The sequence below is a fragment of the Alcaligenes sp. MMA genome (genome assembly GCF_020907215.1).
Classification (GTDB): domain Bacteria; phylum Pseudomonadota; class Gammaproteobacteria; order Burkholderiales; family Burkholderiaceae_B; genus Alcaligenes; species Alcaligenes aquatilis.
Window position 1 is genome coordinate 309468 of record NZ_JAJJPP010000001.1, and the last position, 12783, is coordinate 322250.

General features: G+C 56.5%; 12 protein-coding genes. 8 read left to right on the forward strand and 4 right to left on the reverse strand.

The window, feature by feature from the left end; all coding sequences use genetic code 11:
- Positions 1–2 precede the first annotated feature (2 nt).
- From trpA to LNA76_RS01350, 3 genes are all read left to right on the forward strand, one after another.
- Positions 3–836 (forward strand): tryptophan synthase subunit alpha, encoded by an 834-nt coding sequence (gene trpA, locus LNA76_RS01340; RefSeq protein ID WP_094197321.1) that lies wholly within the window; start codon positions 3–5, stop codon positions 834–836.
- Positions 837–953: 117 nt separating this feature from the next.
- Positions 954–1832: an acetyl-CoA carboxylase, carboxyltransferase subunit beta gene (gene accD, locus LNA76_RS01345; protein ID WP_094197320.1), complete on the forward strand. Its 879-nt coding sequence runs from the start codon at positions 954–956 to the stop codon at positions 1830–1832.
- A gap of 691 nt (positions 1833–2523) precedes the next feature.
- The gene (locus LNA76_RS01350) at positions 2524–2694 is read left to right on the forward strand and encodes a hypothetical protein (RefSeq protein ID WP_230017694.1); all 171 of its coding nucleotides are present in this window, start codon (positions 2524–2526) and stop codon (positions 2692–2694) included.
- A gap of 9 nt (positions 2695–2703) precedes the next feature.
- Here the strand turns inward: LNA76_RS01350 and LNA76_RS01355 are convergent, their stop codons facing one another.
- The gene (locus LNA76_RS01355; RefSeq protein WP_230017696.1) at positions 2704–6024 is read right to left on the reverse strand and encodes an Rne/Rng family ribonuclease; all 3321 of its coding nucleotides are present in this window, start codon (positions 6022–6024) and stop codon (positions 2704–2706) included.
- A 488-nt stretch (positions 6025–6512) separates the two neighbouring features.
- Here LNA76_RS01355 and LNA76_RS01360 point away from each other — a divergent pair, with 488 nt between their 5' ends.
- From LNA76_RS01360 to LNA76_RS01375, 4 genes are read left to right on the forward strand one after another with little or no spacing between them, the layout of a single operon-like run.
- Positions 6513–7481: an RluA family pseudouridine synthase gene (locus LNA76_RS01360; RefSeq protein ID WP_427957390.1), complete on the forward strand. Its 969-nt coding sequence runs from the start codon at positions 6513–6515 to the stop codon at positions 7479–7481.
- A complete protein-coding gene (locus LNA76_RS01365; RefSeq protein WP_094197318.1) occupies positions 7478–8131 on the forward strand; it encodes an HAD family hydrolase in 654 nt (217 codons plus the stop codon). Before LNA76_RS01360 ends, LNA76_RS01365 begins: the two co-directional genes overlap by 4 nt.
- A 54-nt stretch (positions 8132–8185) precedes the next feature.
- Positions 8186–9139 carry a protein-methionine-sulfoxide reductase catalytic subunit MsrP gene (gene msrP / locus LNA76_RS01370; RefSeq protein ID WP_230017698.1) on the forward strand — a complete coding sequence of 318 codons (954 nt, stop codon included), beginning with the start codon at positions 8186–8188 and terminating at the stop codon, positions 9137–9139.
- Entirely contained in the window at positions 9139–9747 is a 609-nt protein-coding gene (locus tag LNA76_RS01375; protein ID WP_230017699.1) for a sulfite oxidase heme-binding subunit YedZ, read from the forward strand. Before msrP ends, LNA76_RS01375 begins: the two co-directional genes overlap by 1 nt.
- A gap of 43 nt (positions 9748–9790) precedes the next feature.
- Here LNA76_RS01375 and LNA76_RS01380 read toward each other — a convergent pair whose 3' ends face one another.
- From LNA76_RS01380 to LNA76_RS01390, 3 genes are read right to left on the reverse strand one after another with little or no spacing between them, the layout of a single operon-like run.
- Positions 9791–10600, reverse strand: a complete 810-nt coding sequence (locus LNA76_RS01380; RefSeq protein ID WP_094197315.1) for an N-acetylmuramoyl-L-alanine amidase — start codon at positions 10598–10600, stop codon at positions 9791–9793.
- A gap of 1 nt (position 10601) precedes the next feature.
- Entirely contained in the window at positions 10602–11324 is a 723-nt protein-coding gene (locus LNA76_RS01385) for an SAM-dependent methyltransferase (RefSeq protein ID WP_094197314.1), read from the reverse strand.
- A 12-nt stretch (positions 11325–11336) separates the two neighbouring features.
- Positions 11337–11933 (reverse strand): Maf family nucleotide pyrophosphatase, encoded by a 597-nt coding sequence (locus LNA76_RS01390; RefSeq protein ID WP_108727754.1) that lies wholly within the window; start codon positions 11931–11933, stop codon positions 11337–11339.
- Between the two features lie 290 nt (positions 11934–12223).
- On the opposite strand from LNA76_RS01390, the gene LNA76_RS01395 reads away from it, so the two are divergent.
- On the forward strand, positions 12224–12745 hold the full coding sequence (locus LNA76_RS01395; protein ID WP_094197312.1) for a YceD family protein: 522 nt from the start codon (positions 12224–12226) through the stop codon (positions 12743–12745).
- Positions 12746–12783: the final 38 nt, after the last annotated feature.

The window sequence follows — 12783 nt, forward strand, 5'->3', positions numbered from 1 at the left end:
ATATGTCGAGTAATGTGCGTCTGCAAAAGACGTTTGAAGGTTTGAATGGGCGTTGCGCCCTGGTGCCGTATATTACGGCCGGAGACCCTTCGGTGCCCGCTACCGTGGCCTTGATGCATGCCTTGCGTCAGGCCGGGGCAGATGTCATTGAACTGGGTGTGCCTTTTTCTGATCCCACTGCCGATGGCCCGGTGATTCAGCAAGCCGCTGAACGTGCCATCAGCCGTGGTGTCGGCTTGCGTAAAGTGCTGGAGATTGTGCAGCAGTTTCGCCTGATCGACGAGGAAACGCCGGTTGTGCTGATGGGTTACGCCAATCCTATCGAACGTATCGGTCAGGCCGAGTTTGCCGTGATGGCGGGCAAGGCGGGTGTGGACGGCGTGCTGACGGTGGATTACCCGCCTGAAGAGTCCGAGGATTTCACCCGTTTGCTGACCGAGCAGGGCGTGGACACCATTTTCCTGCTGTCGCCCACTTCCACGGACGAACGCATTGCCAAGGTGGCCGAGTTGGCTCAAGGCTATGTGTACTATGTTTCCCTGAAAGGGGTGACCGGTTCGGCCCAGATTGATGTGGCTGATGTGGAACACCACTTGCAGCGCATTCGTCAGCACGTCAAAATTCCGGTCGGAGTAGGTTTCGGGATTCGTGATGCGCAAAGTGCCAAAGCCATCTCCCGTTGTGCGGACGCAGTTGTTATTGGTTCCAAGCTGATTCAGACTATGGAGCAGGCCGTGCAAGAAAACGCGGGCAAAGAGCAAAAGGATAAGGACGCAGCGGCGGTTGCCGCGGCCAGTCAATGGCTCGCACAGATACGTCAGGCGCTGGATAATTAGCCTAAATACCTATTCCGCGTATAGAATCATCTGCCTGTTCTTGAGGAACAGGCGCTTTTTTTCAGAATAAAGAGTTTGGTGGGCCGGGTGCCGGCCAAGCGAAAACAGGATCTAACAATGAGCTGGATCGAGAAAATACTCCCGCCGCGAATTAACCGTAACCCCGAAAGCAGCCGTCGCGTTCCCGAGGGGCTGTGGGTGAAATGTCCGTCGTGTGAGTCTGTGCTCTACAAGGAAGATCTCCAGGCAACTTTGAATGTTTGCCCCAAGTGCAGTCATCACATGCGTATTGGTGCGCGTGGCCGGATCAAATCCTTGCTGGACCCCGAAGGCCAGACCGAAATTGGTTCTAACACCCGTCCTATGGACCCCTTGAAGTTCCGCGATTCGCGCAAATACACCGAACGCGTTTCCGAGGCAGCCAAACAAACGGGCGAAACTGAGGCGATGGTGGTCATGAGCGGCACGATTTTGTCTGTGCCAGCCGTGGTGGCTTGCTTCGAGTTTGAATACATGGCCGGTTCCATGGGGTCGGTGGTGGGTGAGCGTTTCACACGTGGTGTTAAGGCGGCTATTGCCGACCGTAGTCCTTTCATCTGTGTGGCCGCTTCGGGTGGCGCGCGTATGCAGGAGAGCTTGTTCTCCCTGATGCAGATGGCCAAGACCACGGCTATCCTGGCCGAACTGTCCGAGGCGGGTTTGCCGTTTATCAGTATTTTGACTGACCCAACCATGGGTGGTGTATCGGCCAGTTTTGCCTTTATGGGCGATGTGGTGATTGCCGAGCCTAATGCCTTGATTGGCTTTGCCGGTCCTCGCGTGATTGAGCAGACTGTGCGTGAGAAGCTGCCTGAAGGCTTCCAGCGTGCCGAGTTCTTGCTGGAGAAGGGCGCGATCGATATGGTGGTGGACCGTCGTGAGTTGCAGCGTGAACTGGCGGAGCTGCTGGCTTTGTTGACTCGTCAACCGGCTGAGGCTGTGTCGCGTCATTCTTGATTGCCACGGCTTGACGCTTAGGGAAAAACGCCATCTGGGTTCAGGTGGCGTTTTTTATTGCCTGCTCCGCTGTAGTTTGGTTTTTTTTGCACAGGGGTTTGTGCTATTGGAACGTTGGTCTCTTGGTTGAGACTTCAGGGCGAGATTGGCTTGGTTTTCTTGGGGTGGGGGGAGTAAGGCCTGGGGGCGGGGCCTTGGCCCGTGCTGCGCACGGGTGCCCTTGGCTATTGAGCGATCCAGGCGCCCAGTGAACTCGCCAGGTACTCGGTCCCCTCGGACCAAGTACAAGCGTCTGGCTCGAACAGCGCTGGGTTTGCACTCTGGATTGTTCAATAGCCCGCGGCCAAAGCTCTGACTCGCATTCGGGCTGTACTCCCTACCTCAAGAAAAAGGGAATATCGCAGAGGGCCCAAATAGAGGGCTGTATCTGCTGTCTGCACCTGCACCTGCACCTGTCCTGTGCTTGAGCTTGTGTTTTGGCCTATGCCTCGTTCGGTTGTGTATGTGCGTACGTTTTCTGCGCTGTTGGCTTCAGCTTTGTTTTTTCTCTTTATTCCTATCTTCGGCTTTGTATGCAACTGGAGTTGAAAGAGTGGTGGGTTTGAGGTTAAGGCTAGGGCGGGTTTAATGCTGGGCTAGATGCCGAGGTGGGTGGGGCTAGGCTGGAGTTTGGGCGAAAGAGGATAGGGGCTTGTTGGGGGAGTGGCTTGGATTAGCGGGAAGGGAGAAGGAGAAGGAGAAGGAGAAGGAGAAGGAGAAGGAGAAGGAGAAGGAGAAGGAGGAGGAGAAGGGGGCTCAGGTGATTGCTCTTTGTGGATACGACAGGCATAAAAAACGCCGCCCTGGAGGGCGGCGTTTTTAGTCTTGCTGTTTACTGCGTTTCGACCTGTTGCAGCGGTTCGCTGCTCTCGGTTTCTGCAGTACGTTGCTTGCGTGGGCGACCTAGGCGCACTGGTGCAGGCTGGTAGTCGTCCTGTGTTGCCGAGCGAGCGGTTTCCACCAGTTCGATGCCTGCGGCGTTCAGTACGGCTTCCAGAGGAGCGGCAGCGGGCTTCTGTGCTTGTTCGGCGGCAGGCTCTGCGGAAGCGGTTTGAGTCTCTACGCGAGTCTCTGCGGCTGCAGTTTCCACTGGAGTGGCTTGAACGGCTGGGGCTTCAGTTGTGGACTGAGCTTGTGCAGGAGTCGCGGCTGTTTCTACGGCTTCAGCTGGAGCTTCGGTGACTTCTGCTTTGGCTGGTTCGGCAGCAGCTTCTGCTTGTACAGGAGCAATGGCCTCTTCAGCTGCAGGAGCTTCTGGAGCGACTTCGGCGGCGGGAACAGTTGTCTCTTTCTGAGCAGCAGCGGTTTCGACGGCTACAGTTTCCACTGGAGCAGCTTCAACGGCTGGGGTTTCTGCCACGGCTTGGGCTTCTGCTGGAGTTGCAGCTGTTTCTACGGCTTCGGCTTGAGCTTCAACGATTTCTGCTTTTGCAGGTTCGGCAGCAGCTTCTGCTTGCACAGGAGCAACAGTTTCTTCAGCAGCAGGAGCTTCTGGAGCAACTTCGGCCTGAACGGCTGGAGCGGCTACTTCTTCCTGAGCTGAGGCGGTTTCAACTGCGGCTGCTTGAGTCGTGACGACTTCTTGAGCAGGTTGTGCAGCTTCGGCAGCGGCTGGAGCTTCCTGAGCGGCGACAGCCGTCACTTCTTGGGCTGCTGGTGCCTCTACGGCTGCTTGGGGCTGCTCAGGCTCGGCTGCTGCGGTTTGGGCAGCGGCTTGTTCCTGGGCATCCAGGGCAGCGGGGTTAAAGCTGGGTGTTGCGTGAGCAACGTAGGCGCTGGTATTGCCTTCTTCGCTGTTCTCTTCGTTTTCGGCCACTGCGTTGGCGTCTGTGTTGCGACGACCACGACGGCTACGACGACGGCGACGTTTGCGCTCTGGATCCAGGGCGCCGTTCTCGCTGTTTTCGTCCGTTTCAGTATCCGAGTTGTCGCCGGTATCAGTGTTGTCGGCCTCAGCCAGCTGTTCAGCACGTTTTTGTGCTTCTTGCTTGGTGGCGGCAACAGCAGAGGCTGCGGCAATGCTGGCAACAGCCTGTTCGGGCTGGGCGGCCGTGCTGTTGAGGTCTTTGTTCAGCTCGACGTTTTCTGTGCTGCCTTCTTCGCGGCGTTGACGGCCACGGCCTCGACGGTTACGTGGGTTGCGGCTGTTGCTGCTGCCTTCGTCGGCGGTGGCAGGCGTCGTAGTCGTGCTGGTGCTTTGCGGGGCTTCCGAGGCGGCTTCGTTATTGGCCGAGGCATTGCGGCGGCGACCACGGGTATTCGCGCTGGTGCTTTCCGTGCTGGCTTTTTCTTCCTGAGCTGCTTCCGGGCGGTTGGACTGGCGACGACCACGTCCACCTTGACCACGGCCACCGTGGGATTGGCCTGGACGGCCTTGGCGGCGACCGGAAGGAGATTTGCTCTCTTCGGATTTGCTGGCTTCGGTCACGGGCTCCGTGGGTGTACCGGACAACCAGCTCAGCAAACGTTTGAGCAGGCCGGGTTTGTTGTCGCTGGCAGCGGCGCTGGCGGCTGCGGCAGCAGCAGCTGGCTTGCTCATGGGAGCAGGCTGGGCCGGCGTGGTGCTTTTGACCAGGGCTTCTGGACGAGGCTTGATTTCGTGGCTGCGGTGCGGCACCAGGCTGTCTTGCTGTTCAGGCTGCTGAACCAGCTCGTAGCTGCTGCGCAGTTCGTCCAGGCGTGGGTCATCGTGGCGCAGGCGCTCGATGATGTGGTGCGGGGTTTCCAGATTCTTGTTGGGAATCAGGATCAGGGCGATGTTCAGACGTGATTCGATTTTGGTGATGTCAGCGCGCTTTTCGTTCAGCAAGAAAGTAGCCACGTCCACAGGCACTTGAGCGTGCAGGGCGGCAGTGCCTTCTTTCATGGCTTCTTCTTGCAGCAGGCGCAGAACATGCAGGGCGCTGGATTCAGCATCGCGAATCACGCCGGTACCGGTGCATCGTGGGCACGTGATGTGAGAGCCTTCGTTCAGGGCAGGGCGCAGGCGCTGACGAGACAGTTCCATCAGGCCAAAGCGCGAGATCTTGCCCATCTGAACACGAGCACGATCCAGGTGCAGGGCGTCACGCAGGCGTTGTTCGACAGCACGCTGGTTCTTGCTGTCTTCCATATCGATGAAATCGATAACAATCAGGCCACCCAAGTCACGCAAACGCAACTGGCGGGCCACTTCGTCGGCGGCTTCCTGGTTGGTGCGCAGGGCGGTTTCTTCAATATCGGCACCACGCGTGGAGCGGGCCGAGTTCACGTCAATGGCAACCAGCGCTTCGGTATGGTCGATAACGACAGCACCACCCGACGGCAATTGCACGGTACGTGAGTAAGCAGTTTCGATCTGGTGTTCGATCTGAAAGCGCGAGAACAGGGGGATGTCATCGCGGTACATTTTCACGCGATGCAAGTTGTCGGGCATGACCACGCTCATGAAGGCGGCGGCCTGCTCGTGAATTTCATCCGTGTCGATCAGGATCTCGCCAATATCGGGCGAGAAGTAATCGCGTATCGCCCGGATAACCAGACTGGATTCCAGATAAATCAGGATAGGGGCAGCATTGTCGCGGGCCGCGCCGTCAATGGCGGTCCACAGCTGCATCAGGTAGTTCAGGTCCCACTGCAGTTCTTCGACGCTGCGGCCGATACCTGCGGTGCGGGCAATGATGCTCATGCCCTGCGGGATATCCAGTTGGTCCATGGCTTCGCGCAGTTCCTGGCGGTCTTCGCCTTCCACGCGGCGCGATACGCCACCCCCACGAGGGTTGTTGGGCATCAGAACCAGATAGCGACCTGCCAGGGAAATAAAGGTGGTCAGGGCAGCGCCCTTGTTGCCACGCTCTTCTTTTTCAACCTGGATGATCAGTTCCTGGCCTTCGACCAGGGCGTCCTGGATGCGGGCGCTGCGTACATCAACCCCTTCTTTGAAGTAGCTGCGAGCCACTTCTTTGAAAGGCAGAAAGCCGTGACGCTCTTCACCGTAACTGACGAAGCAGGCTTCCAGGCCGGGTTCGATACGGGTGATGACCCCTTTGTAAATATTGCCTTTGCGCTGTTCGCGCCCGGCTGTTTCGATGTCGAGGTCAATGAGTTTTTGACCGTCAACAATGGCGACGCGTAGTTCTTCTTGATGCGTCGCATTGAACAACATGCGTTTCATGAGTGTGGATCTCCGTTGTCATGGAGCACCGAAATATCGGCGCACGACCGCGGGTCACAGGTGTGTAGCGCTATAGCTGCATCAGTTTGGGGCAGGCAGGCAAAATCGGCCTACCGGCTTATAGTCTGGGAGGCACGAGTCGCGCCAAAGCGCGAAGTTCAATCAGCAGGAGGGTCAGAGTCACAGTGTGTGTTTGACGAATATAAAATTGCTGGGGGAACGGCAGTCGCATAAATCATGCGGCTGGTGCAAAAGAACGGGACAATCTGTGCAGGAATTCAGCGCCGCACGCGGGAGGAAAGCATCTCTTGGAAAGCGGGCCTTCTTGCCACACGACTTTCGTTATTTCGGACTCACCCCGGCGACCTTATGACCCGGAAGCTGGAACTCAAGGATACAATTATCAGTCCTTGGTTATCCAACGGAGACGCACCCTTTGCATCTCTACGCTGGACCCAGTCTCAGCTTCTATAGGCTGAAGCGATTATATGCCCCTTTTTGTTATGTGCAAACCTCATGAATCACAAAGATCAGTCCCTCAAGTGCGAATATTACGCATTGATGAAACGCGGGCGGGTCAGCGTATAGATAATTTTTTGTTACGCGAATGTAAAGGGGTGCCAAAAAGCCACATTTACAAAGCCATTCGCGGCGGTCAGGTTCGCGTGAACAAAGGCCGCATCAGTAGCGACTATCGCTTGCAAGATGGCGATATGGTGCGGATTCCGCCTCTGCGCCTGCCTGAACCCGAGCAGGCCCGTCCCGTCCCCGCTGCCGTTTTCCCAGTGGTGTTCGAGGACGAGCACATGATGGTGATCGACAAACCTGCCGGTGTGGCTGTGCATGGTGGCAGTGGCGTGTCTTTTGGTGTCATCGAGCAGTTGCGTGCGGCGCGCCCTCAGGCACCCTTTCTGGAACTGGCCCACCGTCTGGATCGTGACACCTCCGGCTTGCTGATTATTGCCAAACGTCGCGCGGCTTTGGTCGGCTTGCATGATATGTTTCGTGAAATCCGTGCCCGCAAGTTTTACTGGGCGCTGGTGCAGGGCGATTGGGTGAACGATCGTCAACATATTCGTTTCCCCTTGCTGCGCTGGCTGACTGAAAGTGGCGAGCGGCGCGTCAAGGTTGACCCGGCTGGCAAGCCTGCGCATACCATCATCACCATGCAGCGCCGCTTTGGCCGCTTTACCTTGGTGCAGGCCGAGCTGAAAACCGGCCGTACTCACCAGATTCGTGTTCATTTGGCCCATTCGGGTTTTCCGATTGTGGGTGATGATAAATATGGCGACGATGCCATCCGCGATCAATTTGCCCGTCAAGGTTTCAAGCGCATGTTCCTGCATTCGGGACGCTTGGAGTTCAATCATCCTGTCACCGGACAGCCCCTGGTTCTGGAGGCGGCTTTGCCAGCGGCCTGTCAGGCCGTTCTTGAGCGTTTGGAGAAGTTGTTATGACGCGTTACGCCGCCGTTCTGTTTGATTGGGACGGCACAGTTATGGATTCGACGTACTCAATTGCCAGTTCTATTCAGTTGGCCAGTGCGGACCTGCAATTGCCTGTGCCTTCGATTCAGCAAGCCAGTTGGGTTATTGGTTTGTCGCTGGAAAGCGCTTTGTACCGCGCTGTACCGGATTTGACCGCCGAGCAGATGCCGCTGTTTCTGGAGCGTTACCGCTATCATTTCATGCAGCGTGACCCTCATATCAAGCTTTTTGACGGAATTTTACCTTTCATGGGTGAACTTCGTGGCCGTCAGATTGCCTTAGGAGTGGCAACAGGTAAAAGTCGTCAAGGTCTGGACAGGGTGTTGCAGCAGGTCAAACTCAGCACTTTTTTTGATGCGACCCGTTGTGCGGACGAAACCCGTAGCAAGCCAGATCCGGAAATGCTGCATCAATTGCTGGCTGAATTGATGCTGGAGCCCGAACAGGTCTTGATGGTGGGTGATACCGTGCATGATATTCACATGGCGGCCAATGCGGGCATGGATAGTGTGGCTGTCACATATGGCGCACACGATCCTCAAACTCTGGCCAAGGCAGAGCCTACGGTCATGGTTGATAATGTGGCGCAAATGCGCGATTGGGTATTGGCACGGATTTAAGACAAGGCAAGCGGGTTTGATGGCCGCCTTGCCGGCAGGTTCAAGGAGATGGAGATGTTCAAATCACGCTCGCAGCCCATACGTCCCTCTGAAATTACTGATGAGTCGGTCTGGCGGGCTCGCCGCCGTCTGCTGTTGCAGGCTCCGGGGGCCTTGGCCTTGGCGGCCAGCTTGCCGGGTCAGGCTCAGGCCGTCCCTGTGGGGCAGGCCTTGCCGTTCACGCCTTCCCAGCGTTGGAAGCTGGACGAGACGCCCACCCGCGAGTCCGATGTCACCACCTACAATAATTTCTATGAATTTGGCACGGGCAAGGAAGACCCTGCGCGTCACTCGGGGAAATTCAAGACGGAACCCTGGACCTTGCAGATCGACGGTTTGGTGAACAAACCGCTGACCCTGGATATGGATCAGATCTTGAAGCTCGCCCCCTTGGAAGAGCGTATCTACCGCCTGCGGTGTGTGGAAGCCTGGTCCATGGTAGTGCCTTGGGTAGGGTATTCCTTGTCGGCCCTGTTGAAACAGGCGTCGCCCCAAGGCTCAGCCCGCTTTGTTCGCTTTGAAACGGCAGCAGACCCGGAAACCATGCCGGGCTTGCGCTCACGTATCTTGGACTGGCCTTACGTGGAAGCATTGCGGCTGGATGAGGCCATGCACCCGTTGACCTTGCTGGCTACCGGTCTTTACGGAAAAAGCTTGCCTGTTCAGAACGGAGCGCCTGTGCGGTTGATCGTGCCCTGGAAGTATGGCTTCAAGTCGGCCAAGTCCCTGGTGCGAATTACCCTGACGGACACCATGCCCGAGTCCAGCTGGATGAAGGTGGCTCCTCATGAATATGGTTTTTACGCCAATGTAAACCCCGAGGTGCCGCATCCGCGCTGGAGTCAGGCGACTGAGCGAGTCATTGGTTCGGGATTTTTTGCCACTAAAAAGCCGACCTTGCCTTTCAATGGCTATGCACAAGACGTGGCTGGCATGTATGCCGATATGGATTTGAGGCGGTTTTACTAATGGCTACCTGGAAGGCCGCCCAGTTAGACAGGCTCAAGCCCCTGGTGTTTTTGCTGGGCTTGTTTCCCTTGGGGCGCTGGGTATGGCTGGGTTTCAATAATGGTCTGAGTGCGAATCCCGCCGAGTTCTTGACGCGCTCCAGCGGGGTCTGGGCCTTGGTGCTGTTATTGCTGACCCTGGCCTTGAGCCCCGTACGGCGTTTGCTGGCGCAACCCGCTTTGGTGCGTTGGCGTCGTATGTTGGGTTTGTTCAGTTTCTTTTATGCTGCTTTGCATACGCTGGCCTGGGCCTGGTGGGATCGTTCGGGGGATTGGCTGTCCATGTGGCAGGACGTGGTACAGCGGCCCTTGATCGCTATTGGTGTGGTGGCTCTGCTGATTTTATTGGCCTTGACCCTGACCTCCACGAATGGCTGGCAAAAGCGTTTGGGTCGTGGCTGGAGTCGTTTGCATCAGACGGTGTATCTGGCGGCGGTCCTATCCATTCTGCATTTTTATTTGATTCGTATCGGTAAAAATGATGTGGTGGAGGTCTATGTTTATGGTTTGGTGCTGGCGGGCTTGTTGATTTTGCGCCGCTGGCCCACCCTGAATAAGACAGAGCATTAAAAAGAACAGGTAATGAGCACTAGCCCATTACCTGTTTTTTTTCTTAATCCAAACTTTGCAAAATGGCGGCTGTTTCGGCGTCCAGAATACCGTCATAGCGGGCCGGACGGTAGTGCATCTGAAAAGCGGCAATCACGTTTTGTGTGGCCTTGTCGAAAACACCACTGTCCGGAGTCTCATAGCCTGCTTTTCGCAGCAGAGCCTGAGTTTGAGCAGCAGAGGGCAGGGGGCGCGTAGCGTACTGTGCTTGCAGCGCGTGAGCCTGTGATTCCTTGTACCAACGGCCTATGCCCGCTTGGGCCAGTTCCTTCCAGGGGAAATGGGGGCCGGGATCCAGCTTGCGCTGTGGGGCCACATCGCTGTGACCAATAATATTGCGAGCAGACACGCCATGGCGCTGAGCCAGATCTTTTAACAATACTTTGATTGCCTCAATTTGCCCGGATGTATACGGGGCCCAGCGGCCATCTGCCAGGCGTCCCATGTTCACGATTTCGATGCCGATAGAGCCGGTGTTCAGGTCCGTGAAGCCGTACCAGGAGCCTATGCCAGCGTGCCAGGCGCGGCGCTCTTCCGGAACCAGGCGGTAGACAGTAGGACGACGCTCGTCGCTGACCAGGTAATGGGCGCTGACATCGCGTTGTGTCAGCACTTTTAGAGACGTGGCGTGGTCGCCGGCGGTGTAGTGCATGACCAGATATCGCACTCGGCTGTTTTGGCCCTGAGCGCTATAGCTGTCATCAAGTTTGAAGGGGCCACTACCGCCACAAGCCGCCAATAAGGCCGTCAGGCTGAGCGCGCCAATCCGAAGGCTGCGTTTCAAGGCGGGGGTAAGGCAAGACAGGGGTTTCATCTTAACGACCCGCCAGAAACAAGAAAATGCAGGGGGTTTTGTCCAGGGCGGGCGCTGGGCGTTCGCGCCACTGTTCCACCGTGGCGGTCTGGATCAATTCACGCGAACCCGTCAGATCACGTGCCAGACACAAGCGTGTTGTGGGCTTCAGTGCCTGCAGCAGGGTGCTGTACATGGCCTGGTTGCGGTAAGGCGTTTCGATCAGGATCTGAGTTTGTTTCAAGGTCTGGGACTGGCTTTCCCATTGTCTAAGCTGCTTGGCGCGTGCGGCGCCATCGACAGGCGCATAGCCGTGAAATACAAACTGTTGTCCGTCCAGGCCGCTGGCCATCAGGCTCAACAAAATGGAGGAGGGGCCAACGTGTGGACGCACAGGGATTTTCATTTCGTGGGCCATGGCCACCACTAGCGCGCCGGGGTCGGCCACCGCAGGGCAGCCAGCTTCTGACACCAGGCCAATCGCCTGGCCTTGCAGGGCGACTTTCAACCACTCGCGCATTTCACCGGGTTTGTTGCCGCGCTTGTCCAAGGTATGAATGGTGATTTCCTGCAAAGGCACCACTGGCTCGACCAGTTTCAGAAAAGCACGGGCGGTTTTGGCGTTCTCGGCAATAAAGACGGTCAGTTCGCGCGTCAAGGCTTTGACGTCGGCGGGTAGCCAGCCGCTGATCGGGCTCTCGCTTAAGCCTACGGGGATCAGATGCAAGGGGGCGGCTTGGGGCATGGCGAATCAGTCCTAAACGGAAGGGGTAAGAAGGTTGGGGCGCAAGGGGTTTAATCCAAAGTGACGCAGCATGGTGCACAGCTCGATCAGGGGCAGGCCGATGATCGCGGTCGGATCGTCCGAGCGCATGGATTCCATCAGGGCAATCCCCAGACTTTCGGCTTTGGCGCTGCCAGCAGTGTCATAAGGCCTTTCTTGCAGCAAATAGTGCTCAATTTCCTCATCGCTTAATGCACGAAAACGACAATTGGTAACAATATCGCTGCACAGCAGTTCCTGGCCGTCAGTCACGCATAAGGCGCTATGGAAATCAATGTGTTGACCGCTTAGGCGACGCAGTTGTTTCTGTGCACCAGCGTGGTCGCCGGGCTTGCCGATGGCGTCCTGGCCCGACGTGGCAACTTGATCGGAGCCAATCACCAGTGCGCCTGGGTTTAGCTGGCTGATACGGGTGGCTTTTTCACGCGCCAGACGCAGACTGAGCTGTGCAGGAGCCTCCCCAGGAAGTGGGGTTTCGTCAATGTCAGGAGACTGACAGGTGAAAGGCAGGCCCAAACGCGCTAACATAGCGCGGCGATAGACTGAGCTTGATGCAAGGATGAGACGCATGGTGTGTTTTAGCTGTGCTTTGGTTTGACTGCCTTGTGCTTAGCACGGTATTATCTAATGTTTTCTTCGTTATTGAAATGGTTGTGGGCTAGCTTGGCAGTTTGCCAGCGAGGTTTTACATGCTTCAATACCGAAGGGCAGGGAAAAGAAGCAGTACAAGAAAAATGGTAGAGCGCACCCAAGCGATACCAAGGCAGTAAAACAAACAAGCAGCAAACAAGCGACAAGCAAAACAAACAAGCGGTATCCAAATCCTGGCAAGACCGCGGTTTGATGCCCTAAGCATACTTATGACGACACAGTATATCGACACCTTGAATCTCGCCCGTGCCCCTCAGGAAATGTCGGGCCAGGTGCTGGTGGAGGATTTGTCTCGTCTGGTATCCGATTTGCCCGATCAAGGCGATTTGCGCATTGACTGGAGCGTTTCGGGTCGGGAGGATTCTGCCCGGCGTCGGTTTGTGCATGTGCAGGCCAAAGGTAGTGTCATTTTGGAATGCCAGCGCTGTGTGAAGCCTTTTGCGTGGCCCATCGATATTTCTAACGAAGTGCAGATTGTGGCAACCGAGGAAGAACTGGAGCTGGACGATGACGATACGGAAGGTCCTGATCGTATCTTGTGTGAAGGCCAGTTGGATGTCCTGGGGCTGGTCGAGGATGAACTGATTCTCAGCGTGCCTTATGTGCCGCGCCATGAGGTTTGTCCCGACGCTCAGTCGCTGTCCATGGAAGCTAAGTCAGACGACCTGGATGAATCCGCTTTTGAGCGGCCGTCCCCGTTTGCTGTGCTGGGTTCGCTCAAGAAGTCTTGATTGTTTGTTACTAATTCGTTAATTTTTCGGGCTGCACC